Here is a 22,280-nt window from a genome sequence, read left to right as displayed (position 1 = left end):
CCTGCCCGGCATCCTTTCTTGATGTTCCCCGAATCACTCATGGGGATGGCGCAGCTCATCCCGGATCAGCGCGCTTTCGTCCACCTGCAAGTAGACCATCGCCTGCCATAATCCCAGGTCAAACTCTTCCTTGCGCTTGAGCGAAAGCGCCTCCCTGCCGTAGATGCACCACTCGCGAACCATCCGCTTAGGTAAATCGACGGCCCCCATAAATCCGAGCACATCTTTCAGCGGATAGCCGACAGCAATCCCGATTTCATGGGGGATTTGCCCGTTCTGTTGCCATCGATTGGCCAATTCCTCTAAAAAGGAGGTTGCTGTGATGTCACGCCCGTATCCCAAGCGCTGAAACAACCGGTTTTTCGCCACATTTTCCAGCACTTGAGCTAACCGTTCCGGCACATAGAAGATGACATGGGCTGTTCGACCGCTCTGGCGCATCAGCGAGGAGGACACCCCCCACCGCCCGGCCAATGCCTTCGCTTCGGACACTGTTTCCGTCACTGATCGGCCAAAGAAGGGCGCCGAAAACCGCAACAGTTCCCCCGGTTTTTTGGCGAAAAGCACCTTAGACAGATAAAGAAAGAGCCATCGCTCAAAACGGGCCTGCGCCGTCGTCTTGCTTTCGAGGCTCTTTTTCCATTCTTCAAAGCGGAGATCCATTTTTTCCATCATGGAAAAAGCCTGCCCTGGCGCTTTCTCGGCTATACCCAGGGAATAGCCTTGGCCAACCTAGGGTTCTTCCCTCGACACCATCGTTCCCAAGAGCGTCCACGTCCGCGCCTCATCGATGCGAACGGAAACCGTCTCCCCCACCTGTTGCTCGTTGCCAGCGAAGACGACAATCTTGTTACCCCGCGTCCGCCCCGTCATCAGTTCCTTATTCGTCTTGCTCCGCCCCTCCACCAGGACCTCCTGGATGGTTCCGATGAGTGCTTTATTGTGTTCCAGGCTGATCCGGTTTTGCAACTGCAATAACCGCTGAAATCGCGCTTTTTTCGACTCCGCGTCGACCTGTTCCGCCAGTTCCGCCGCTGGGGTGCCGCTGCGTTTGGAATAGAGGAAGGTGAAGGCGTTGTCATAGCGCACCTTTTCGACTAGGTCGAGCGTGTCGGCAAAGTCCTTTTCTGTCTCACCGGGGAAGCCGACGATGATGTCTGTCGTCAGAGTCACCTGGGGCATGGCTTGGCGAATTCGGCCGATCATCTCCATGTAGTGTTCACGGTCGTAGCCGCGGTTCATGGCCGCCAGGATATGGTTGCTCCCGGCCTGGACAGGCAGGTGGATGTGCTCGCACACCTTGTCGGACTCTGCCATGGCCACGATCAAAGCGAGATCGAAATCCTTGGGATGAGACGTGGTGAAGCGGATCCGTTTCAGCCCCTCTACGCCGTTGACGATCCGCAGGAGGTCGGCAAAGGAAAAGCGCGGCTTCAGATCCTTGCCGTAGGAGTTGACGTTCTGTCCGAGGAGGGTCACTTCCTTGACCCCTTGGATGACAAGAGACTGAACCTCTCTGACGACGTCTTCCGGGGTACGGCTGCGTTCCCGACCGCGCACATGGGGGACGATGCAGTAGCTGCAAAAGTTGTTGCAACCGTACATGATCGTTACATGGGCCTTGATGCCTTCCACCTTGCGCTCCGGCAGATCCTCGACGACCTCGCCCTCGCTGTCCCAGACTTCGACCACCTGGCCAAACTGACACTGCTCGATCATCCGGGGCAACTGGTGCAGGTTGTGGGTGCCGAAGATGATGTCCACATAGGGGTATTCCTTCCGGATCCGTTCGCCCATGCCCGGCTGCTGGACCATGCAGCCGCCGATACCGATGACCGTTTCCGGACGGGCCAGCTTGTACTTGCGCAGTTCGCCCAATTTGCCTAATATCTTGCGCTCGGCTGATTCACGGACACAGCAGGTGTTGATCAGCAGGACGCCAGCCTCTTCCGGAGTGGACTCTGTGTATCCCATCTGCTGGAGAAAACCAGCCAGCGACTCTGTGTCGCGTTCGTTCATCTGACAGCCGTATGTCAAGATATGATAGGTATTCTTCTTATTGCTCACAAGTCCGCTCCTCGACATTCTTTTTCAGTTAGATCATTATACCCAATGCGCTCCCTATTGAAAAGAAGCACACCACGAAAGAAGCGCCCTGACGAGTATTTCTCGTCAGGGCGCAAGTCCGTGAAAGCCCTATCCTTTCGGTCTGCTCAAGGGAAAGCGTACAATAAAACAGGTCCCCTTCGAACTCGTTTCCACAGATATCTTCGCCTTATGACGGTTGGCAATGTTATAGGTGATCGCTAAACCCATGCCTGTCCCTGTATCTTTGGTGGTGTAAAAGGGCACGCCCAGATTTTTCAAGTCTTTTTCTGAAATCCCCGGACCCTGGTCCTCGATTTGCAAGACAACGACTTCATCCTCAAGAGACGTCCGAATCGTGACACACTTTCCCGGCCCCATGGCGTCCAGCCCATTTCGGACGAGATTATAGAGCAGTTGGCGAATTTCTTTTTCGTCGAGGATCAGATCGGGCACATCGGCCAATTCCAGATGGATCCACTTGTCTTCCCGCAAGGCGTCAGCTTGCATCAAGGGGAAAAACTCCTCGATCAGCCTTCTCAGGTTGCTTGACTGGGGATCTTTCGATTTCCGTCGGGTAAAGCTTAAAAACTCGGTGATGATGGCGTTCGCGCGATCAAGTTCACTGATCATCAGGTCATAGTACTCGCGGTTCTCCGGTTTTTTCTCATTCTTCAACATGATCTGAAGAAAACCGCGAACGGTGGTCATGGGATTGCGGATCTCGTGACCGAGCCCGGCGGCCATACGGGCGATAATATTGAGACGATCGATGGAGACGAGTTCCTGCTCCATCTGTTTTTGTGTCGTAATATCGCGACCAACGCCGTAAATCAGGCCCGTCTGTAGGTTGACAACTGAATTCCAGGAAATCCAACGATAAGAACCATCCTTGCATCGATGACGCACTTCCAAATCCCGCAAGGGCTGGCTCTTGAACATGTCCCAGTTCAGCGCCTTCACTTTGAACCGGTCGTCTTCATGGATAAAGTTTAGATAAGGAGCTGCCATCAGTTCTTCTTCCGTGTAGCCGAAGACATGGGTGAAGGCGCCGTTGATCTGCTTATAAGAGCCATCCATGCCGACGACACACATGAGATCGACCGAAAGCTCAAAAAACTGCCGGATCTGGTTCTCGGCGCTGTCCCGCGCTTCCCGCAGCAATAGGGCCTGGGAATGCAATTCTGACTCGATCCTTTTTTCCTCGGTAATGTCCTGAACCTGCGCCAGGGTGTGGGCGAGTCGGCCCTGTTGATCATGAATTGGAACAATTGTGATCTGCACCCAGATCAACCGCTCACGATTGATGTACCGCTTTTTCAAGGTATAGCCGTCCAATTCGCCAGAATGGAGTCTCCGCAGATACTCCTTTTCTGCTTCTAAATCGTCAGGGTGGGAAAAGTCCTGAAAGCGCATATGCTGCAACTCCTGTTCCGAGTAGCCAACGATGGAACAGAATGCTTGGTTTGCCTTCAGGCATCTCCCCTCCAGGTCGTTTAAACACAAACCAACGGCAGCATGTTCAAAGATAAGTCGGTGGTCATCCGACAAGCCGGGGCACATGTTTCCCACCTCCCTTTATGTGCCTATCAGAAAGGAAGTAACGATACGGTACTTAGTTCGACTAATAAGGGAGCATTTCCTTTGATTTTTTGTAATATTTTGTGATTTTTTATTCGAAAGCACATCCGTTTTGAATGTCTTCCAGCCGTTAACCTTGTTTATTTCTCTTTGTTCGGTTACATTAGTGAAAGAAAGTTCGAAACCGAAAGGGGATCCGCCATGTCTGTCAGCGAATCGATCGGGCTCTACATGGGGGCCATCGCCTTGGCGCTGCTGATCGGCTATATAGCCGCGCGAATCAAAATCAGTCGGATGCAGGCTGCCGGGAAGTTGGATCCGTCAAAAAAAGCAAAAGATACTACCGTTGCTAAACCCCAAAAGACGCAAAAAAAACCGCCAAAGGGTCGTTAGGACGCTCCGGCGGTCGCTACTCAATCAGGATGAATATATTTCTAATTTTTCCGTCGAAAATAATATTGATTTGCCTTCGTGAATCCGCTATAATACCTCTTGCGTTCGCGATTTGGCCCGTTGGTCAAGCGGTCTAAGACACCGCCCTTTCACGGCGGTTACAGGGGTTCGAATCCCCTACGGGTCACCAACGCCTCGGTAGCTCAGTCGGTAGAGCAGAGGACTGAAAATCCTCGTGTCGGTGGTTCGATTCCGCCCCGAGGCACCATAGCACGGAGGGATTCCCGAGTGGCCAAAGGGAGCAGACTGTAAATCTGCCGGCTCTGCCTTCGAAGGTTCGAATCCTTCTCCCTCCACCATCACTGGGGTGTAGCCAAGCGGTAAGGCAGCGGACTTTGACTCCGCCATTCGTTGGTTCGAATCCAGCCACCCCAGCCATTTTCCCCCTCGCTATCCATGATCCATTAGCTCAGTTGGTAGAGCACCTGACTTTTAATCAGGGTGTCGCTGGTTCGAGTCCAGCATGGATCACCATGTTGCGGAAGTAGCTCAGCGGTAGAGCATCGCCTTGCCAAGGCGAGGGTCGCGAGTTCGAATCTCGTCTTCCGCTCCATTTTTATGGCGGTTGTGGCGAAGTGGTTAACGCACCGGATTGTGGCTCCGGGACTCGTGGGTTCGATTCCCATCAGCCGCCCCATCTAGACAAGAAACTGCGGCAAATAACCGCAGTTTTTGTTATTTTTGTTATCAGACGGCAGGCAATCGACAAGACCCGGGCTCATTCCCGGGTCATTTTTCGTTTAAATACATCCATGGACTCCGCCGAAAGCTGGTTATGTTCACAGCCCCAATTTTTCTTCAAAAATTCGGCAAAAAGTCAAGATAGGCGCTCATCCTGCCCAAACGGTCAGTCAGGATCAAAATCCCGACAGCCACCATGACGACGCCGCTGGTCATGGAGATTTTGGTCAGGTGCTGGCTCATCCGCCGGAACCAGAAGTCAAACCTGGCTATCGACAAGGCCGTCACCAGAAAGGGAACCGCCAGACCCGTAGAGTAGGCTGTTAGCAGCGCCAAACCTTGGCCCAGCGTCTCACCGGTGGCCGCATAAATGTAGATGGCCGACAGGATCGGTCCCACGCAGGGAGACCAGCCGGCGGCGAAGGCCATGCCCAACAGAAAGGCGCCCAGCCATCCGCCTGTCTTCGGCTTACCGCCAAAACGAACCTCTCGGTAGAGTCCTGGAATCGGCAGCAACCCGCTCAGATGCAAGCCGAAGAGGACGATGATCGCGCCGGCGGCGACGCGCAAGACCCCTTGATACTGGATCAGCCATTTGCCCACCACCGTCGCCGTCGCTCCCAAGGCGATGAAGACGACGGAAAAACCGAGTACGAAGGCGATGGCGCGCCAAAAAGGATGGTTCGGCTGTTTTTTCTCTCCTTCCGCCGCTTCTCCCTGAGGCAGTTCAGCGACGACAGAGCCGGTCAGATAGGTCACATAGGCCGGCACGAGTGGCAGCACGCAGGGCGATAAAAAAGAAGCGATCCCCGCGAGAAAAGCGACAGTGATGGAAACCGAGTCCATAGGATACCCCTCCCCCCTATTCTCCATCACAGTGTACCGCAGAATCCCGTGGGGTTCAAGATAGGGAAGCTTTTTTTCAGATTTGCTCTAGGCTGCCTTAGAACCACCTTGAGACAAGCAACCAACTATTCAATGTAGTGGCTTGTGAAGTGTTCGATCAGTCCGTCCTTTTCATCACGGGCCATGGCAGGCGCCAGCATCTGGGCCAGCAGTCGGGCGTCCTCGAAGCTGGAGCAAGGGATGCCACCGATCACAAAGGGCCGGATGACCTGAAAGCGCGGGATCTCGATCCGCAGCGGCTCCGCCGGCAACCGCGTCACCATCGTCAGGTAGGGCGCATCCGCCATCCTAGCGTATTTGCGCAGGATGTGCTGGAGCTTGCTCTCAAACTGCTCTCCCATGGGCCCCATCAAAAGGGACTGATCATAGAGGTCTTTGCCCGATTTCTGCCACCGCCGCCCCAAAGCTTCAAAGCTCTCAAAGCCCGCTTTGGTGGCGAAATTCGCCGATTCGTCGCGCGCCACCTGGGCCAGCAATTGCAGGTATTCTTTGCGCGACCTGTCCATATCGAGGACCACAAAGGGTTGCAGGTGGCGGGCTACCATGCCTGAGGCGAACCGCCGGTCATCGGCCAGTTGGAAGGTCATCTTGATAATGATCAGCGACAGGTTGATGTCTCGCAGCAGCCGCCGTTCTTCTTCGTCATAAAGCATCGGTTCCTGCTTCCCAGGCTTACGGAAGCTCGCATAGCCGGCGCCGTTTCGCTGGTCGGAGATCCCCAATCCCGGCGGCAATGACAATTCTCCCGCCGGTGGGTAACCGCTGCCGCGCCTTTGGAAAAGTTTTACCAACATTCCCATGGCAACCACCTCTGGTTGTAATTTCCATTTTTATCCACCACTCATATTCGTCGATTCCCTCCGCTTTCCTCTTTCGTTTTTTCACCACTTTTGTCGAACTGGCCAGGAACGATCCGCCTTGCTTTTCCATAAACTGGATCACGACAAATCGTCGTTGTTTGTGGGAAAGGAGCTTTCTTACATGATAGAAACCGTCGCTGGCCGAGGCGCCGGACTGCCATCCTATGGAAAAAACCACCTCTTTCCCCTCACCATCCACCGGATCATGGACCGGGTGCCGGGGCAGGTGGTCGATTACGGTGTCAAGCTGATCAACGCCCCCCGGCAATGGCTGCGTTCCAAGGGGGAGAACATCCGTGTCGCCGTCTTGGATACTGGCGTCGATCGGGCGCACCCTGATCTAAAAGAGAACATCCGGGGGGGCTACAACTTCCTCGATAAGAATGACAACTATGCCGATGATCATGGTCACGGCACCCATGTATCGGGGATCATCGCCGGTTCCGACAACGGCATCGGCATCGTTGGCGTCGCGCCCCAGACCCAGCTTTACGCGCTGAAGGTTCTCGACGAAAAGGGCGAAGGCGGCCAGGAGCATGTCATCTCCGCTGTCGAGTGGGCGCTGGACAACGGGATTCATGTGCTCAACATGTCCTTCGGCAGCCAAAAGCCCAACGCCAAATTGCGCGCCATGTTGGAGAAGGCCAATCAGGCGGGAATCACCTTTGTAGCTGCTGCCGGAAATGACGCCTCAAAAACCTTTAGCAAGGACTCCATCGATTATCCGGGACGCTGGGCCGATCTGGTGCTGACCGTGGCCGCCGTCGATCGCAACGTCAAGCGAGCAGCCTTTTCCAGCCAGGGGCCAGAGTTGTTTCTGGCCGCGCCCGGTGTCAACATCTTAAGCACCTACCCCTTGAACCGCTATGTGCGCCTCTCTGGCACCAGTATGGCTGCGCCTCACATCACCGGCGCCGCCGCGCTGCTGATGGCGGAAAAAAGAAAGAAGGCCAGCGCCCTCCCTCCCCCGACCGAGGTGCGTCGGATTATGCTGGAACACGCCGTAATGATTGGCGACCGGAAGGATTACGGGTACGGCTTTTTCCGATTTTAGTCTTTATGGCGAGTAGGGAGAACAAAACATAAGACGTCATTCCGGAGTTGAAATGGCGTCTTTTCGTTATTCTCCGTCTACGGGGAGTACGCCGAGGATGGTTGACTTGTTATGGATGATCAATTCCCCATTGCCCCTTTTTTACGACTGCTTTGATCATAAAGCCGTTGTAAAAAAGGGGAAAGAGGCGCCTTGAATTAATTGAATGTAAAGATAAAACCGCAGCCTTCCAAGGGCTGCGGTTTTGCAGCAATCATATCCACTTCTTTCGCCGGAACCAGTAGAGCATCCCTGCTGACAGGACAGCCATGCTCATCCAGATGCCGTAGAACATGAAAGGGTTCTCATGGGCAGGGATGGGCACGTTCATCCCGAAGGCGCCGGTAACGACCGTCAGTGGCATAGAGATGGTCGAGATGATCGTCAACACCCGCATGATCTCGTTCGTCTTGTTCGAGATGATCGAGAAGTAGGTGTCCATGGCGCTGTTGACAAGGTCGCGGTAGGTGTCGATGGTGTCGGAGATCCGCTCGATATGGTCAACCAAATCGAGGTAGTAGGGGCGGTTGTCTTCCCTCACCTCGAAGGAGTAGCGGCCGTTGATGTTGGAGAAGATCCGCTTCTGGGGCAACACGGTCTTGCGCAGGAGCAATAAGGTTCGTTTTAGAGCTAACATCTCGTCCGTCGTCTCACGGGCCGGGTTGATGTAGAGTTCGTCCTCCAGTTCGTCGATCCGGTCGCCGAGGCGTTCTACGATAGGAAAGTACTCGTCGATGATGCCGTCGACGATAGCGTAGATGAGGTAATCGGGTCCGCGGTTCATCAGCCGCGTTCCGCGCAGGCAGTGGTAAGCGACTCGACCGACAGCCGGCAGGGCGGAACGGTGCAAGGTGACGATATAGTTTTTGCCCAGGAAAACGTCCAGTTCAAAGAGGGTCAACTCGTCGTCGCTCTCTTCATCGTAGCGCAAGGCGTGAAAGACGAAGAAAAAGTACCGGTCATACCGGTCGACCTTGGCCCGGGGACTGGCATGGAGAACGTCTTCAATGGCCAGTGGGTGAAAGTCGAAGACGCGGGCCACCTGGTTGACCTCGTCGGCGTCATAGTCATAGAGGTCGATCCAGATCAGGTTGTCGGGGGAAGCGAGCCATTGCTCCATTTGATCGAGGTGGATGTCATGGAGGACCTTGTCTTGTTGCGCGTCAAAGATATAGGTCTTGATCATTTCGTTCTCCCTCCCGGGGGTCCGCCTGACCCGGATCCAGTGTACCTTTCCCCGCCCATCCTGTCAATACGCCAAGAGGCATTCGGATCAGTTATCCCCAAAAAAGAGAAACGGCTTTCGCCGTTCCTACATCGGTTTGGGCACCTTTTGCGACTCATTGGCTTCGAAATTGATTTTGGCCGTGCAGCGCAGGCATATGTATCCGATAATCTTCGTTTTACCTTGAAAATCAGACCACTTAGGATGGTTTTTGTCGATTTCGTCCTTCTTACCGCAGAGCATGCAGCGCGCTTCCATAAGGCACCTCCTCACCTCAGAAAGGTTCGACAGAGGAGCGCGATCTTCCTACAAAATTAGAGACCTTGCCCCACCTTGGCGGCCAGATCGAGGACGCGGCAGGAATAGCCCCACTCGTTATCGTACCAGGCGACCACCTTGGCCATGCGGCCCGATGTGACCATCGTAGACAGGGCATCCACGATCGACGAGTAGTGGGTCCCCAGAAAATCGTTGGAAACGAGCGGCTCGTCACAGACGGAGAGAATCCCCTCCATCTCCCCTGTCGCCGCATTGCGTAGAGCGGCGTTGATCGTCTCCTTGTCGATAGGACGTTCCAAGGTAACGACGAGGTCGATGACGGAGACATTCGGCACGGGCACACGCAGGGAATAGCCGTTCAACCGTCCCTCCAGTTCGGGGAGGACGAGGGAAACGGCCTTGGCTGCGCCCGTTGTCGTGGGAATAATCGACAGGTCGAGGGCGCGGGCGCGGCGCAGGTCCTTGTGGGCGTCATCGAGGATGCGCTGGTCGTTGGTGAAGGCGTGGACCGTCGTCATCAAGCCTTCGACGATGCCGAATTCGCGGTGAAGCACCTTGGCCACCGGCGCCAGGCAGTTGGTCGTGCAGGAGGCGTTGGAGATGATGTGATGTCGTTCCGGGTCATAGATGTGATCGTTGACGCCCATGACGATGGTCACATCTTCATTCTTGGCCGGCGCCGTGATGATCACCTTTTTGGCTCCGCCGACGAGGTGCTTCGCCGCGTCTTCCCCTTTATTAAACTTCCCTGTTGACTCGATTACAATATCAACGCCCAGATCGCCCCAGGGCAACCGGGCGGGATCGCGGTCAGAGACGATGCGGGCAGGCTTGCCGTTGACGATAATGCTGTCTTCCGTCGCTTTGACGTCAGCGTTGAAGGTGCCATGCACGGAGTCATACTTCATCAGGTACGCAGTTGTTTGCGGATCGGAGGTAACGTTGACGGCGACGATCTCCACATCGTCGCGGTTGACGGCCGCCCGGAAAACGTTGCGCCCGATACGGCCGAAGCCGTTGATCCCCACTTTTACGGCCAACAATAATGCACTCCTTACGTAACAATTCGGTGACACTATTTCGACCTGCACTCCTGATTTCCCTCCTTTTATTGGGCAAAAAAGGGCAATTAGTATGTCTTTATTTTTATATATGCTACTTTTTTCACGAGCGTTGCTCTTGAACATGGACGAACATTTTGTGAAATGAAATCGATCGTTGACCGGCATGGCAGATGTGTTATGATAAATTGCAGATGAGGCCCAAATTGGTGATATATTCAGATAAATTTCGCAGATTAAGCAGATATTCAATTACGAAACAGTGTTATTAAATTGGAGGAATCGAGATGAGCGATATCACCCTGCTGGACCACTTTGTGGCGGTCAACAAATACATCAATGACATCCTACCTCATGCGGCCTCTGTCACCATTTGCGATCGTAACTTGAAGGTCCTCTCCTACAACCCTGCCCCTGACCTTAATCTGCGCCTCCGTCCCGGCGATGTGCTTCCTTCGACGACGGCCGCCTATGTGGCCGTCAATGAAAACCGGCGCGTTATCCGCAAGGTGGACAAGTCTGTCTACGGCGTGGACTACATCGCTATTGGCTGGCCGATCCCCGGTTTGAACGGTGAGATCATTGGAGCCGTGGCCTTCGCCACCCCGATCCACCGCCAAGTGGCTTTGCAGTCGATGGCGGAAGAGTTGAACGCCTCTGTCCAGGAGATCAATGCCTCAGCGGGCATCATCGCTAAGTCCTCCCAAGATCTGGCCCAGGCCAACGCTGCGCTGAATGAGACATCAGCGGAAGCGAAAGAGAAAGTCGCCGCCACCGACGATGTGGTCAAGTTCATCCGCAAGGTAGCCAACCAGACGCGCCTGCTGGGATTGAACGCCTCCATCGAAGCGGCCCGCGCCGGCGAACTGGGTCTCGGTTTTGCCGTTGTCGCCGGTGAGATTCAAAAACTCGCCACGGACAGCGCCAGTTCGGCTGACCAGATCGCCAACACGCTGAGCCGCATCCACCAACTCATCCATGCCGTTTCCAATGGAGGCGAGGAGTTGAATAAAATCACCCAAGCTCAGGTGCACATGGCCGAAAACATCTCCCAGTCACTGGACCAGATCAGCCGGATGGCGGAGCAACTCGCTGAAATGGCGCAAGACCTCGTGTAATTATTCATGAGAAAACCCTGTCGGGCGTGACCCGGCAGGGTTTTTTTAGATCCGGTTGGCGCTGCCGCCAAGCCAGGAGATAGAGTACCGGGGACGGGGGACGAACCGGTAACGGTGCATGCCCACAGGCAGCTTCCAGGCGCGGCGAATATCCACATCCTCCTGGATGTAGCCTCCCTCTTCGGCCATGGTCCAGATACGCTGAGCAAGGCGGCGCATCGGCTCCGAATCGTCGACAGCGATCAACTCTACCAGCGTCTGCCGCAGCACCGGCATGAGTTCCTTGCGCTTCCCGCCGTAAAAAGCGTCCTGCGCTTCCGGCTGCAGGAAATCCCACCGTTCCAGCCTGCGGTAGTGCTGGGCCACGACAGCCGCCAGGTGAAGGGCGATCCAGGCTGTTTCCGGCGATGCCAGCCACGAACCCGGTGTGCGGTATTCGAAGCCGTGTGGTTTTACTCGAAAATCGCCGAGGGCGCCGTAGAACTGGCGCCGTCGGGCTGCCGTCTCTGGGTTTTCCAGGTAGAGAAGTGGCAAGGCCAGGTACTGATCGAGGGCGCGGATCAGGCGGCTGTTCGGCTGGAGGCCGCCAAAGTGGATGTGGCCGCCTGTCGGGTAGCCGGGGTAGGGCTCCGAACCGGCCACCCAGTCGATGTTAGCGTAGGGGCAGAGCCGGTTCGCCTCATGGAGGACGGCGCGCAACTGCTGGAGCGCCTCAGCGGCGCTTTCAGCCGGCGCCGGGCGAACCTCGGCCAAAGGCAGGTCGTCCGATGCGCCAAAGGCGCGCCGGTTGTCGCAGCCGACCGTTCCGGTCCGGGGAAAGAACCGAGAGGCCGGCACCATGCGCCGCCCGGGAACGAGGGACAGCATGAATTCCGGATCAGATCCAATGGTCACAACGGCCTTTTCCTGCCACTCCCGGATGGAAGCGGTGATCGCGTCAGCGTATGCCTGGGCCAGACGTTTGCGGACGACCGGCACCGGATCGATCCCCAGGATGATGGGGCCCCGTGAGCGGTTGACGCCCAGGTGGACCTTGCCGAAATCTAGCCCCAGGCAGTGCAGCGCCCGGATGGCAGTACCGACCAGCTTTTCCTCCTCCCAGGGCGTCAATTGTTCGACCCAATGGAAAGCGGGCGCCACCGATTTGTTGGGCAGCAGGTCGCGCAGTTGCTGGGTAATCAGCACCTTGCGCTGGATGGCGACGACGCGACAATCCCACAGGTAGATCAGGTATTCCTTCGGCCAGACGGAGAGGGGCCACCGGCTGGGGTCCTCCCCGAGCAGCGCTTGCAGGTGGTTTTTCTGCAGCACCCTTTCCACTTCTTCGTAATCGGTCGCCGGGGACGCAACCGCCTGGATGTTGAACAGCCGCTGTGCGGCGGCCGGTTGACTCTCCCTCCCTGTTCCCCATTCAATCCACCAGTCCGCCGGTTCTTCCGGCGCCTGCCGGCCGGTGGAGACGTTGACGCCGCGGGCGGCCAGCCTGCGCGCCAATTCCGATACGCTTGAAGTTGGGTCATGGTGAATATATATTCTCATGGAACTCCCCCCTCCGGGCCGCCAGGTGTCTTACGTACGACGCCAGCAGGAAGTCGCTTTTCAGTTGAATCCAGGGTTCGTCAAAACGTCCCGGCTTGGCGTTGATCTCCAGGATCCATACGCGTTCCCCCGATTGATCCAGGCCCATATCCAAGGTGACGATCCCGAATTTTTCCCCACTCCTCTCCTCCAAAGCGCGGGCCGCTGCCGTCGCCGCAGCCGCCATCTGCGATTCGATGCCTTTCCAGCGGAAACGGCCGAAACGGGCGCGCAGCAGTTGCTCCCGGCGGAGGATTTGACCGCCATTGGGGCGGTGGGTAACCACGTGACCGGGGGCAGCGAGACGAATGCCAGAATCGACGTAGATCCAGCGGCCCCGTCCGTCTTTTTGGGCGAGAACACGGAAGTCATAGGGGCGATCATCGATGCGGTCTAAGGGCAGCGCCTGTTGGCACAGGTACTCGCGCCGGTGCAGCTGATTACCGAGCCAGGCGAGCAGGTCCGCTTCTTCATGGAAGGAAAACTGTAGCGCCCTCTGCTTGCGGACCTCCGTCACCTGCCAGGTGTGCCCGTTCTGGCGGATCTGGAAGATCCCTTTGCCGCCGCAACTGTCGACGGGTTTCAAATAAACACACTGCTGGCGGACTAGCATGGCCAGCACATCGGCCGGTGCTGGCTGCAGTCCTGTCTCGGGCAGGCAACCGGCGACAGGGCTGCAGGAAAGGTAGTGGTAGATGTCAGCCTTGGACAGGTAGCCGGGATTGAAAAGAATGTCCCCGCGCCGCGTCAAAGCGCTCAGGAGCGCCTGCACCTCAGGCTGGCGCTCCCGTTTGCGGTTGAGGATGCGGTTATAGAAAATTTTTGGTGGCCGCTTGCGCTGCGCCTTCCAGCCCCGCCTCAATCCCGGACGCCAGACCTTGATAGCAGGATCCAGACTCAAGTCTTCAACAGCTACGGCGACCGCATTGAGTCCCCGCAGGCGCAAGGAATTAACCGTTTCCGCGATGGCTGGCGACCACTTGCCAAAGGGCGTTTTTGACGACCTCTCACCAGCGGCTAGGATCCCCACGTAAGGTCCCATCATGGAGACCGGTCCCCTCCTTCGTCGCCAAAGCCATCTAGGAAGCGCCCATAGGCGATAGGCCGCTCCATCGCTAGACGGACGAGACGCGGATCGCCCTCCCCTTCGTCGAGCCGCTTAAAGGGCTTGGCGTTTATCTCAAGCAGCCAGATCTTGCCTCCTCGGTCAAGGGCAAGGTCCAAACCCAGTTCGCCCAAGGTCATGGCGGTGCTTTCTTCGAGGATGCGCGGCAACGTTTCCCCCCACCGCTGCAACTCTCGGAGGATCGCCTGCCGTTTGCGCTTCGGTGGCAACGATGCCGCTTTTAAGGAGTTGAGGATGCCCATCGCCTTGCCGCCCTGGCTGAGATTGGAGGTGAATTTGCCCGGCGGGGCGATTCGCCCGAAGGCCTTCGTGATCCGCCAGATCCCTTGGTCGTCTTTTTGCGACAGCAGGCGGATGTCGAAGGGCGAACCCTCGATCAAGGCGAGACGTAAACCCTGTTGGGCCACATAGGCGGTCCGATCGAGCAACCCTTTGATCTTGGCCTCGATGGCGCTCCGCGTGTAGGCCAGACCCATGGTGGCCGTCGAGTGGCGGCTGATCCAAGAATACCCCCCTGAGGGGTGAAGACCGATCCGATAGATGCCATATCCTTGGGTCCCATGGATCGGTTTGATGTAAACGACACGGTGTTCTTTAAGCAGGGGCCAGATATCCTCGGCTTTTTGCAGGAACCGCGTCTCCGGTAGCAGTGGCCGAACAGCGGAATGCTGCAAAAGCAACCGGTGGGTCTCCCATTTGTCAAGGTAACGGGGATTGAAGAGGATCAAACCCGGTATCTCCAGTAACCGGCTTTTGCAGTCGCTGACCTCGGGCAGGTTCTCCACCTTGCGGGAAGGAATTCGGTTATAGATAACCTTAGGGATGGGCAGGGTTTTTTTTCGCCACTCATCGCCCATGAGGATGACACCGGTCACCGTCTCCTCCTCCCAGTTGATATCCTGGGGACTGAAGACAACGGCGATGACACCCATCTCACGGGCGTAGCGCTGCGTTTCTTTTACATGGGCTGACCAAAGGTAGGGTTTATTTGGATAACGGTAGGAAAAAATACCGAGCAACGGACCGGCGACAAAAGACTGCTCTCTTTGGGAGTAGTTCAACCGGTAGGGCAGACCGGCGGGCCAGCGTAAGCTGGAAAGCAATTCCGGTGAGAGCGGGAACGACCGTTTTACTGAAACGATGCGGACAGCGGCGCGCCGGGAGAGGACGCCGGCGCGGACAACGACTTCTCCCTCAGGATTTACGCCGATTGTCCTGGCCTGGTGGACCGTTAGATTGATTCTCCCCATACGCTCACCCGGCCTTGTTGACGTTCCCCGCCAGATACTGAGCATACTCCAAGGGCCGACGGACTGCCGTCAGGCGTCCCTGCATATCACCGATCCGATGAAAAATGCTTCGCCCGGGACGAGAGTTGGCTTCCAAAAACCATACCTTGCCATCGCGACCAATGAGGAAGTCGAGCCCTAGTTCCGCCAAACCCGGATAGAGCAGGGACAAGGTATGGGCGATGCGCATGGATAGGGCAAATACCTCTTCCTCCGTCACGCCGACGCCGCTCTCCGCCAGGGCAAGGGAAAGGGGCGTCGCGCTAGCGCCGGTATGCAGGTTGCAGGTGATCCCATTGTTGGCCACCCGGGCACTGCCCCCGGTGACCGCCCATTTTCCGTTCCTCTCCCGCTGGACGAGAACGCGCAGGTCGTAAATCCGCTCCTTCCAGCGCGCCGTTTCGATAGCCCGCTGGATCAGGTAGCGCCGACCCGCTGTCCGGAGTTTGAGCCATCGCCAGGCCGCTTTGCGACGCAACTGCTGCCTCTGCCCGCCTGTTGGCTCCACGACAATTCCTTCCGCACCAGCCAGGGACATACGGATGATCCCCTTGCCTTTTGCGCCCTTATCTGGCTTGAGGTAGACCTTCCGCCATGCCGCCAGCATGGCAAGCCACTCCCGCTCCCCCGTCAGTAACCCCGTTTCCGGCAAGTGGGGGGCGATGGCCGGGTCGCCGAGCAAGCGCCGGTAGATTCCGTATTTGCCGCCAAAAGGGGGATTGAACAGGGGAATCGCCCGCTTTTTGAAGGCGCTCCGGCAGGAGACCACCTTGGACGTTGTCAGATCATAAGGAAAATAGCGGTCATAGACCACGTCCGGCAGGGGCATTCGCCGGAGGATCCAACGCTGCCGCCGACTGTCCAAGACATAACCCTTAAGTCGGTTGCGGCTCCAATCCACATGGTTTGGCTGGAAAATTACGAGGGTGATGCCCATCTTCTTGCCCAATAGCGCCAACTGCCCGAAGAAGAGCCGGTTGCCCCGGAAGTTTTCCCGAATGGTTCGGGGATGAACGAGCATACCGAGAACGATCGGTCCACACCCCCTCCCCAAGTCTATAGCACTATATGTGCAGTCCCCCTGGGTGGTGAGACAACTGAAAGCAGTTAGCATCTTAGATGTGAGACGCGCGGACGCTTTTGGGATTGTGAAAAGGTGACAAGGGAGAGCATAAAAACAACGCCCCCAATTGAGGGGACGTTGTCTTCGAGGCTTTTGAGAGGTGGTGACGCTATGCCTTTGCTCATCCTCGCCGTCACAGTGGCGATAGCCTTTGCCATGGGGTATGCTTTGCGGAATTGCATCCCCCAACCTCAACAAATGACAAAAGGCTTCGCCAGTTACCTGGCCGTCAGCCTTGCCGGCGTCACCTTTTCGATCTGCGCCGGCGTCGATTCTTCATACGCCACCTTCGTCTGGTCAGGCATCGCCATCGCCTTTTGGCAAGGATTGTCACTCAGCCCTGATAAATCTGGATGAGTTGCCTTGCCCATTGATTAGCCGATCCACTGGCTGTAGCTACATTCGATGACAGTCCAGGCCGAAATGCACATGGTCAAAGGCATGATTCTCATCGGCGCGCCTCTTGATATAGCGCTCTTCGATATCCCTTGGGAGCAAGTTAGGCCGTCGAAAAAGCCGAGCATTGGTTCTCGCTTAGATCTGAAACTTGCTGACAGCTCCCTGCATCTCCATGGCCAACCGCGCCAGGCTCTGGGTCGAAGCCGCAAACTGTTCCATCGTAGCCGACTGTTCCTGTGTTGCCGCCGAGACGTTCTGACTCTGCCTGGCCGAAGCCTTACTGATCTGATCGATCTCTCGAACAGAAGCGGCGACCTGAAGGCTCCCAGTCGCCATGTTCTGCATCAAAGCAGAAATCTCACGCACCTGATCGGACACCTGATGGACCAGGGCGACAATATCGATAAAGGCTTTCCCGGCCCTATGGGCAACTTCTGTTCCCCTTTTGACCTCATGGGTTCCGACGCTCATGGCATCGACGGCTTTTCGCGTATCCTCCTGGACATGCATGATCAAATCGCTGATCTGGGCCGCCGCTTCGTTCGATTGTTCCGCCAACTTGCGCACTTCTTCCGCCACAACGGAAAAGCCTCTTCCCTGCTCTCCCGCTCGGGCAGCCTCAATGGCAGCGTTTAGAGCCAGTAGGTTGGTCTGTGCGGCGATGGCCGAAATCGCGCCGATAATCTGTCCGATCGCTTTCGACCGCTCGCCCAGATTGGCGATCACCTCGGCGGAACTCGTCACGGTCTTTTCAATAATCGTCATCTGTTGCATGGTCGCGTCGACGGCTTTGCTGCCATCGTTCGCGGTGGCAGCCGTTTGATCAGACAGGTTGGCAACCGCATTGGCCCGGTCGGCTGCATGTTGCATGCCGGCTGTCATCTCTTCGACAGCGCCCAAGGTCTCCATCACGACAGCGACCTGACGCTCGGCGCCCTGAGCCACCTCGTTAATCGATGCAACCACCTGGCTATTGGCCTGGGCGTATTGTTGGGAACCAGCCGACAGTTCTTCCGAGGAAGCCGCGACTTGTCTGGCCGACTCGCCGACTTGACTGATCAGAACTCGTAAACTCGTCAGCATCCTGTTCAGCGCGCCGCCGAGCTACCCATCTCATCTTTCGTATCCATTCTCACCGGTTCTAATGTCAGGTTGCCGCCGGCCACCAGCCTGATCCGATCCACAATCTCTACGAGAGGACGGCTGATCATCCGGGCGATGAACCAACCGAGCGTCATCGAGAGCACCGCTGACAGAACGGTGATCCCGATAATCATGGCGTCAGCAAAGCGGCTCTTCACTTTGCCCTGAAGATTGAGTTGCTCCGCCACTTGATCGTTGTAGTCAGCCAATTCGTCAATGGCGGCATTGAGTTGCTCCAAAAACTTGGCGGCGTTTTGCAGATAATAGGTGTAGGCGGCCTCTTCTCGCCCATTTAAGGCGAGCTCCATCGCCTTTTGACGCTCCGACTGGTACACTTGGTAATTCGCCTTAAACTCAGCCAGTTTATCGGTCTCAAATGGGTCAAGCTTCTTCTGTTCATAGTCGGACATCCGTTTGTCCGCTTCCGCCAACAGTTCAAAGGCTTCCTTATGAAGCTGCTGGGATGAATACTTATCGGGATTCGCCAATAGGATTTGCATCGTAATCGCTTCCGTTTTGTGGATATTAGCGTCAGACGCATTCAACCACTTGACGGACAGCAAACGGTTGCGATACATATCATCCATATCAGCGCTGATCTCGTTCGCATAATGATACCCGATATACCCAACGGCCGCCATAAACAGGGCCGTCATAACAAGCAGGCTGATGATTTTGGACATCGTTTTTAAATCACGGAATGCTTGCATAAGTTCGCCTCCATGTCGAAAGATTCCATTGTTTATGGATCCCGATAGAGAATCCTGGATAAAGGGAACCGTCACTACTGCTTGGTAACCACATTTTAGCAAATAATCCAATTAGATTAAATACTTGCAATGAAATTAAATCTCCCTGCACCTACAATACGGTCTGCGAACACAAAAAATAACCGCTCAGCATAGACCGCCTTGCTGAGCATTCGAAAAAAGAAACAGCCCGGTTAACGTACCGGACTGTATAGAATGGTCGTTCGTTAAGCATGTCCCTGTCTTCGAACAGGCGAAGCGTGGCATCCGTGACACCCGGAGAGGCTGGAGCGGTTGTTGGATGACATTATGCGATACGGCAATTATCGTCTCCAGTTGTCGGTATCGAAGGTAAAATGAAAGGGAAACAAGAGGAATTACTTTTTCTATGTCGAAAAAAGGCAATAGAAAGTTCATCTCTATAGCAACATTCCGAGCAAAGGGGAGCGAACCGTGTTTCAACGATGCGATAAGATCTGTTTTCGATGGATCAGCCCCATTGTCATGACATTACTTTTCACGTTTATCCCGAACCACGCCTTTGCCGCAAATACACTAACTTATACAGTAAAATCGGGCGACACCTTATGGGCGATATCCCGGCATAGCGGTGTCAATATCAACAAATTAATTGAAGCGAACCCACAATTAAAAAATCCGAACGCCTTAAAAATCGGTCAGGTGTTAACTCTTCCCGGTCAGGCTACGGTCAAAGCAACGAGCCAGCCTATGACGAACCAATCGATAACCCTATCGATGAACCAATTGACGAGCCAAGCTGCGAGCCAGCAAACAAGCTCGCAGACTATTCCGCAGACTAGCCAGCAGCCTCAAATTTTTCCGTCTACGACTTCAGCCCAAACGGTGATGCAACCGAGCATTTTACATCAGCCCTCCAAGCTCGATTTAACACAACCTGCCAAGCAACCTTCTCCCAATACGGAATGGCAGAAAAACACCGAAGCGATCATCTCCACCGGGAAAAAGTTGCTCGGTAAACCCTATATATACGGCGCCCAATCGATGAACCCCTCGGCCTTCGACTGTTCTAGCTTTACGCAATACGTGTTTGGGGTAAATCACATCCAATTAAAAAGGACTGCCGCTCAGCAGTCGACGCAAGGCAAAAGTATCGAAAAAAATCAGCTCCGCAGTGGAGACTTGGTGTTTTTCTGGAACAGTGAAACGAAAAACAATAAGGGCATTGACCGGATCGGCCATGTAGGAGTTTATCTGGGCGATGGGAAGTTTTTACACTGCTCTACCTCGGATAAAGGGGTTATTATTAGCAATATGAATGATAAGTATTACTCGAATACCTACATTTGTGCTCGAAGAGTAATATGATGAAAAACATTTACCTGTTCAAATGAAAAGTGACGTTTTGTTATAATATGTAATAACATGCGGTTTTTGAACTAAAATTTCCTGGTAAACTATGTAAAGCCCGTGCCTTTGAATAAATAAAAACCCTCTTCGCTTAAATTTAGTTAAGTATAAGAGGGTTTTTACTTTATATATTATCTCAGATCTCCATTATGATCGGCAACACAATCGGCCGCCGTTTCGTCTTCTGGTAGAAGTACTCATTGAGCGTATCCCGGATCAGGTTCTTCAACACCGACCATTCCGTCGTCCCCGTGTTCCGTCCGGTCAAGGCTTCCTTGACGCGGGACTTGGCTTCACCGAGCATGTCCCCCGCCTCGCGAACGAAGACGAAGCCGCGGGAGACGAGGTCTGGTCCGGCGAGGACGTTGCCGTTTTCTTTGTCGATGGTGACGACGGCGATGACGACGCCGTCCTGGGCCAAGTGGTGGCGGTCACGCAGGACGATGTTGCCCACGTCGCCGACGCCGATGCCGTCGACCATGACGCTGCCGGATTCGACGGTTCCCGTCAATTGGGCCATTTCCTCATTCATTTCGTAGCGTTCCCCGATGTTGACGCGCAGGATATGCTCGTCAGGGATGCCCATCGTCTGTCCCAGTTTGGCGAAGGTGGCCTGGTGCCGGTATTCGCCGTGGAAGGGGATAACATACTTGGGGCGCAGGAAGTTGAGCATGAGCTTGATCTCTTGCTGGGCGGCGTGGCCGGAGACGTGAACATTGGCCACTTCCTTGTAGACCACGTCGGCGCCGATGCGGAAGAGGTTGTCGATGGTCCGAGAGACGAGCTTTTCGTTGCCTGGGATCGGCGTGGCCGAGATGATCACTGTGTCGCCCTGGCGGATCGCCACCTGGCGGTGGTTGTTGGTGGCCATGCGGGTCAGTGCCGCCATCGGCTCGCCCTGGGAGCCGGTGGTGATGATGGTGACCTGGTTGTCGGGGAGGCGGTCGATCTCCTCAGCCTCTATCAGCATGCCTTTTGGGATGTTCAGGTAGCCGAGCTGCTGAGACACGTCGACGACGGTCACCATGCTGCGGCCCACGACAGCTACCTTGCGGTTGAACTCGGCCGCCGTGTCGATCACCTGCTGGATGCGGTGGACGTTGGAGGCAAAGGTGGCAATGATGATGCGGCTGTCCGTCTTGGCGAAGACGGAACGGAAGGTGTCGCCGACGGTCCGTTCCGACGGGGTATAGCCCGGCCGCTCCACGTTGGTGGAGTCGCAGATGAAGAGCATGACGCCTTCATCGCCGTAGCGGGCCAGTTTGCTGAATTCGAGAACCTTGTCGTCGACAGGCGTCTGGTCGAGCTTGAAGTCGCCCGAGTGGACGATCAGCCCCGCCGGGGTGCGGACGGCGATGCCGATGCCGTCAGGGATGGAGTGGTTGACGCGGAAGAATTCCACCTGGAAGGCGCCTACGTTGACCACGTCGTCGGCGGTGATCTCATGGAGCTTGGCGTCGCGGATCAGGCCGTGTTCGGTCAGTTTGTTTTTGACAAGGCCCAAGGTCAACCGGGTGCCGTAGACGGGCACCTGGATTTGTTTGAGCGTGAAGGGCAGACCGCCGATGTGGTCTTCGTGTCCGTGGGTGAGAAAAATCCCCCGCACCTTGTCCGCGTTTTGAACGAGATAGGTGATATCGGGGATGACCAGGTCGATGCCTAGCAGTTCTTCGCCGGGAAACTTGACGCCCGAGTCGATGACGATGATATCATCGCCATACTCGATGACGAGCATGTTCTTGCCCACTTCGCCGACGCCGCCGAGAGGGATGACGCTGACCGTCGGCAAGGTCGACTTAACCTTCGGCTTGGTCTTGCCCCGGCGGGGACGGTAGCCGTTCTTTTTGGCGCGGCTCGCAGGCGCTTTCCCGTTGCCATTTCCAGCGGCGGCAACGGCGCCATTGCCGGCAGGAGCAGGGACGCCGTTACCCGCTTCGTTCCCGCCATTTCCATTGTTATTGGCATTGGCTGTGTTAGCGTTGACATTCGCGCCAGCATTGGCGACGGGCCCGGCATTGCCTTTGCCGTTGCCCTCAGCCTTCGCGGCAGCGTTGCCCCTGCCCCTGCCCCTGCCGCCGTTGCTGACGGCATTGGCCTTGCCGTTGCCATTGGATTCTTGTTCTACGCTCATGGTATCTCCTT

20 protein-coding genes and 7 tRNA genes are annotated in these 22,280 nt (G+C 55.8%); 12 read left to right on the top strand and 15 right to left on the bottom strand.

Annotated elements, in window-relative coordinates; genetic code table 11:
• Positions 1-33: 33 nt before the first annotated feature.
• The 3 genes from AC0CW1_RS03570 to AC0CW1_RS03560 form a co-directional block, all read right to left on the bottom strand.
• Positions 34-675 carry a DUF3793 family protein gene (locus tag AC0CW1_RS03570; protein ID WP_488181704.1) on the bottom strand — a complete coding sequence of 214 codons (642 nt, stop codon included), beginning with the start codon at positions 673-675 and terminating at the stop codon, positions 34-36.
• Between the two features lie 57 nt (positions 676-732).
• Entirely contained in the window at positions 733-2,067 is a 1,335-nt protein-coding gene (gene miaB / locus AC0CW1_RS03565) for a tRNA (N6-isopentenyl adenosine(37)-C2)-methylthiotransferase MiaB (RefSeq protein WP_488181703.1), read from the bottom strand.
• A 129-nt stretch (positions 2,068-2,196) separates the two neighbouring features.
• Positions 2,197-3,648, bottom strand: coding sequence for a PAS domain-containing sensor histidine kinase (locus AC0CW1_RS03560; protein WP_488181702.1), 1,452 nt, complete (start codon positions 3,646-3,648; stop codon positions 2,197-2,199).
• Positions 3,649-3,867: 219 nt separating this feature from the next.
• Here AC0CW1_RS03560 and AC0CW1_RS03555 point away from each other — a divergent pair, with 219 nt between their 5' ends.
• The 8 genes from AC0CW1_RS03555 (at position 3,868) to AC0CW1_RS03520 (ending at position 4,756) form a co-directional block, all read left to right on the top strand.
• Positions 3,868-4,059, top strand: coding sequence for a hypothetical protein (locus tag AC0CW1_RS03555; protein ID WP_488181701.1), 192 nt, complete (start codon positions 3,868-3,870; stop codon positions 4,057-4,059).
• Positions 4,060-4,173: 114 nt separating this feature from the next.
• A tRNA-Glu gene (locus AC0CW1_RS03550) sits at positions 4,174-4,249 on the top strand.
• Between the two features lie 2 nt (positions 4,250-4,251).
• Positions 4,252-4,327: transfer RNA gene (locus tag AC0CW1_RS03545), tRNA-Phe, on the top strand.
• Between the two features lie 6 nt (positions 4,328-4,333).
• A tRNA-Tyr gene (locus AC0CW1_RS03540) sits at positions 4,334-4,418 on the top strand.
• A gap of 4 nt (positions 4,419-4,422) precedes the next feature.
• Positions 4,423-4,497, top strand: a tRNA-Gln gene (locus AC0CW1_RS03535).
• Between the two features lie 20 nt (positions 4,498-4,517).
• Positions 4,518-4,593 (top strand) — tRNA-Lys (locus AC0CW1_RS03530).
• 4 nt (positions 4,594-4,597) lie between these two features.
• Positions 4,598-4,672: transfer RNA gene (locus AC0CW1_RS03525), tRNA-Gly, on the top strand.
• Between the two features lie 8 nt (positions 4,673-4,680).
• A tRNA-His gene (locus AC0CW1_RS03520) sits at positions 4,681-4,756 on the top strand.
• Positions 4,757-4,917: 161 nt separating this feature from the next.
• On the opposite strand, the gene AC0CW1_RS03515 is transcribed toward AC0CW1_RS03520, so the two are convergent.
• Positions 4,918-5,646: a cytochrome c biogenesis CcdA family protein gene (locus AC0CW1_RS03515; protein ID WP_488181700.1), complete on the bottom strand. Its 729-nt coding sequence runs from the start codon at positions 5,644-5,646 to the stop codon at positions 4,918-4,920.
• Between the two features lie 125 nt (positions 5,647-5,771).
• Positions 5,772-6,500 carry a hypothetical protein gene (locus AC0CW1_RS03510; RefSeq protein ID WP_488181699.1) on the bottom strand — a complete coding sequence of 243 codons (729 nt, stop codon included), beginning with the start codon at positions 6,498-6,500 and terminating at the stop codon, positions 5,772-5,774.
• Between the two features lie 187 nt (positions 6,501-6,687).
• Here AC0CW1_RS03510 and AC0CW1_RS03505 point away from each other — a divergent pair, with 187 nt between their 5' ends.
• Positions 6,688-7,620, top strand: coding sequence for a S8 family peptidase (locus AC0CW1_RS03505; RefSeq protein ID WP_488181698.1), 933 nt, complete (start codon positions 6,688-6,690; stop codon positions 7,618-7,620).
• 253 nt (positions 7,621-7,873) lie between these two features.
• Here the strand turns inward: AC0CW1_RS03505 and corA are convergent, their stop codons facing one another.
• The 3 genes from corA to gap form a co-directional block, all read right to left on the bottom strand.
• Entirely contained in the window at positions 7,874-8,845 is a 972-nt protein-coding gene (gene corA / locus AC0CW1_RS03500) for a magnesium/cobalt transporter CorA (RefSeq protein WP_488181697.1), read from the bottom strand.
• A gap of 126 nt (positions 8,846-8,971) precedes the next feature.
• Positions 8,972-9,142, bottom strand: a complete 171-nt coding sequence (locus tag AC0CW1_RS03495) for a DUF2197 domain-containing protein (protein ID WP_488181696.1) — start codon at positions 9,140-9,142, stop codon at positions 8,972-8,974.
• 56 nt (positions 9,143-9,198) lie between these two features.
• Entirely contained in the window at positions 9,199-10,203 is a 1,005-nt protein-coding gene (gene gap / locus AC0CW1_RS03490; RefSeq protein WP_488181695.1) for a type I glyceraldehyde-3-phosphate dehydrogenase, read from the bottom strand.
• A 308-nt stretch (positions 10,204-10,511) separates the two neighbouring features.
• On the opposite strand from gap, the gene AC0CW1_RS03485 reads away from it, so the two are divergent.
• A complete protein-coding gene (locus tag AC0CW1_RS03485; RefSeq protein ID WP_488181694.1) occupies positions 10,512-11,342 on the top strand; it encodes a methyl-accepting chemotaxis protein in 831 nt (276 codons plus the stop codon).
• Positions 11,343-11,387: 45 nt separating this feature from the next.
• Here AC0CW1_RS03485 and AC0CW1_RS03480 read toward each other — a convergent pair whose 3' ends face one another.
• Genes AC0CW1_RS03480 through AC0CW1_RS03465 form a run of 4 tightly spaced genes read right to left on the bottom strand, consistent with a single transcriptional unit; the run spans position 11,388 to position 16,356 of the window.
• Positions 11,388-12,881 carry a putative amidoligase domain-containing protein gene (locus tag AC0CW1_RS03480; RefSeq protein ID WP_488181693.1) on the bottom strand — a complete coding sequence of 498 codons (1,494 nt, stop codon included), beginning with the start codon at positions 12,879-12,881 and terminating at the stop codon, positions 11,388-11,390.
• On the bottom strand, positions 12,859-13,965 hold the full coding sequence (locus AC0CW1_RS03475; RefSeq protein ID WP_488181692.1) for a YheC/YheD family endospore coat-associated protein: 1,107 nt from the start codon (positions 13,963-13,965) through the stop codon (positions 12,859-12,861). The genes AC0CW1_RS03480 and AC0CW1_RS03475 overlap by 23 nt, the downstream gene beginning before the upstream one ends.
• Complete coding sequence (locus AC0CW1_RS03470) at positions 13,962-15,296, bottom strand: YheC/YheD family endospore coat-associated protein (RefSeq protein ID WP_488181691.1); 1,335 nt, start codon at positions 15,294-15,296, stop codon at positions 13,962-13,964. The genes AC0CW1_RS03475 and AC0CW1_RS03470 overlap by 4 nt, the downstream gene beginning before the upstream one ends.
• A 4-nt stretch (positions 15,297-15,300) precedes the next feature.
• A complete protein-coding gene (locus AC0CW1_RS03465) occupies positions 15,301-16,356 on the bottom strand; it encodes a YheC/YheD family endospore coat-associated protein (RefSeq protein ID WP_488181690.1) in 1,056 nt (351 codons plus the stop codon).
• A 213-nt stretch (positions 16,357-16,569) separates the two neighbouring features.
• On the opposite strand from AC0CW1_RS03465, the gene AC0CW1_RS03460 reads away from it, so the two are divergent.
• A complete protein-coding gene (locus AC0CW1_RS03460) occupies positions 16,570-16,815 on the top strand; it encodes a hypothetical protein (RefSeq protein ID WP_488181689.1) in 246 nt (81 codons plus the stop codon).
• 177 nt (positions 16,816-16,992) lie between these two features.
• Here AC0CW1_RS03460 and AC0CW1_RS03455 read toward each other — a convergent pair whose 3' ends face one another.
• Together AC0CW1_RS03455 and AC0CW1_RS03450 are read right to left on the bottom strand one after the other, a co-directional pair.
• Entirely contained in the window at positions 16,993-17,940 is a 948-nt protein-coding gene (locus AC0CW1_RS03455) for a methyl-accepting chemotaxis protein (protein WP_488181688.1), read from the bottom strand.
• A 5-nt stretch (positions 17,941-17,945) separates the two neighbouring features.
• Complete coding sequence (locus tag AC0CW1_RS03450) at positions 17,946-18,710, bottom strand: MCP four helix bundle domain-containing protein (protein ID WP_488181687.1); 765 nt, start codon at positions 18,708-18,710, stop codon at positions 17,946-17,948.
• Between the two features lie 492 nt (positions 18,711-19,202).
• Here AC0CW1_RS03450 and AC0CW1_RS03445 point away from each other — a divergent pair, with 492 nt between their 5' ends.
• Complete coding sequence (locus AC0CW1_RS03445) at positions 19,203-20,096, top strand: NlpC/P60 family protein (RefSeq protein WP_488181686.1); 894 nt, start codon at positions 19,203-19,205, stop codon at positions 20,094-20,096.
• A 178-nt stretch (positions 20,097-20,274) separates the two neighbouring features.
• On the opposite strand, the gene AC0CW1_RS03440 is transcribed toward AC0CW1_RS03445, so the two are convergent.
• Positions 20,275-22,269, bottom strand: a complete 1,995-nt coding sequence (locus AC0CW1_RS03440) for a ribonuclease J (RefSeq protein ID WP_488181685.1) — start codon at positions 22,267-22,269, stop codon at positions 20,275-20,277.
• Between the last annotated feature and the right edge of the window lie 11 nt (positions 22,270-22,280).

The sequence above is a fragment of the Heliomicrobium sulfidophilum genome (assembly GCF_057715735.1).
Note: the sequence above shows the minus strand (reverse complement) of the source record. Positions and strands in the feature narration are given on the sequence as shown.

Coding starts and splice junctions, on each gene's coding strand:
- AC0CW1_RS03570 (WP_488181704.1), bottom strand. CDS start 675: ATGATGGAAAAAATGGATCTCCGCTTTGAAGAATGGAAAAAGAGCCTC.
- AC0CW1_RS03560 (WP_488181702.1), bottom strand. CDS start 3,648: ATGTGCCCCGGCTTGTCGGATGACCACCGACTTATCTTTGAACATGCT.
- AC0CW1_RS03555 (WP_488181701.1), top strand. CDS start 3,868: ATGTCTGTCAGCGAATCGATCGGGCTCTACATGGGGGCCATCGCCTTG.
- AC0CW1_RS03515 (WP_488181700.1), bottom strand. CDS start 5,646: ATGGACTCGGTTTCCATCACTGTCGCTTTTCTCGCGGGGATCGCTTCT.
- AC0CW1_RS03510 (WP_488181699.1), bottom strand. CDS start 6,500: ATGTTGGTAAAACTTTTCCAAAGGCGCGGCAGCGGTTACCCACCGGCG.
- AC0CW1_RS03505 (WP_488181698.1), top strand. CDS start 6,688: ATGATAGAAACCGTCGCTGGCCGAGGCGCCGGACTGCCATCCTATGGA.
- corA (WP_488181697.1), bottom strand. CDS start 8,845: ATGATCAAGACCTATATCTTTGACGCGCAACAAGACAAGGTCCTCCAT.
- AC0CW1_RS03495 (WP_488181696.1), bottom strand. CDS start 9,142: ATGGAAGCGCGCTGCATGCTCTGCGGTAAGAAGGACGAAATCGACAAA.
- AC0CW1_RS03485 (WP_488181694.1), top strand. CDS start 10,512: ATGAGCGATATCACCCTGCTGGACCACTTTGTGGCGGTCAACAAATAC.
- AC0CW1_RS03480 (WP_488181693.1), bottom strand. CDS start 12,881: ATGAGAATATATATTCACCATGACCCAACTTCAAGCGTATCGGAATTG.
- AC0CW1_RS03475 (WP_488181692.1), bottom strand. CDS start 13,965: ATGATGGGACCTTACGTGGGGATCCTAGCCGCTGGTGAGAGGTCGTCA.
- AC0CW1_RS03470 (WP_488181691.1), bottom strand. CDS start 15,296: ATGGGGAGAATCAATCTAACGGTCCACCAGGCCAGGACAATCGGCGTA.
- AC0CW1_RS03465 (WP_488181690.1), bottom strand. CDS start 16,356: ATGCTCGTTCATCCCCGAACCATTCGGGAAAACTTCCGGGGCAACCGG.
- AC0CW1_RS03460 (WP_488181689.1), top strand. CDS start 16,570: ATGCCTTTGCTCATCCTCGCCGTCACAGTGGCGATAGCCTTTGCCATG.
- AC0CW1_RS03455 (WP_488181688.1), bottom strand. CDS start 17,940: ATGCTGACGAGTTTACGAGTTCTGATCAGTCAAGTCGGCGAGTCGGCC.
- AC0CW1_RS03450 (WP_488181687.1), bottom strand. CDS start 18,710: ATGCAAGCATTCCGTGATTTAAAAACGATGTCCAAAATCATCAGCCTG.
- AC0CW1_RS03440 (WP_488181685.1), bottom strand. CDS start 22,269: ATGAGCGTAGAACAAGAATCCAATGGCAACGGCAAGGCCAATGCCGTC.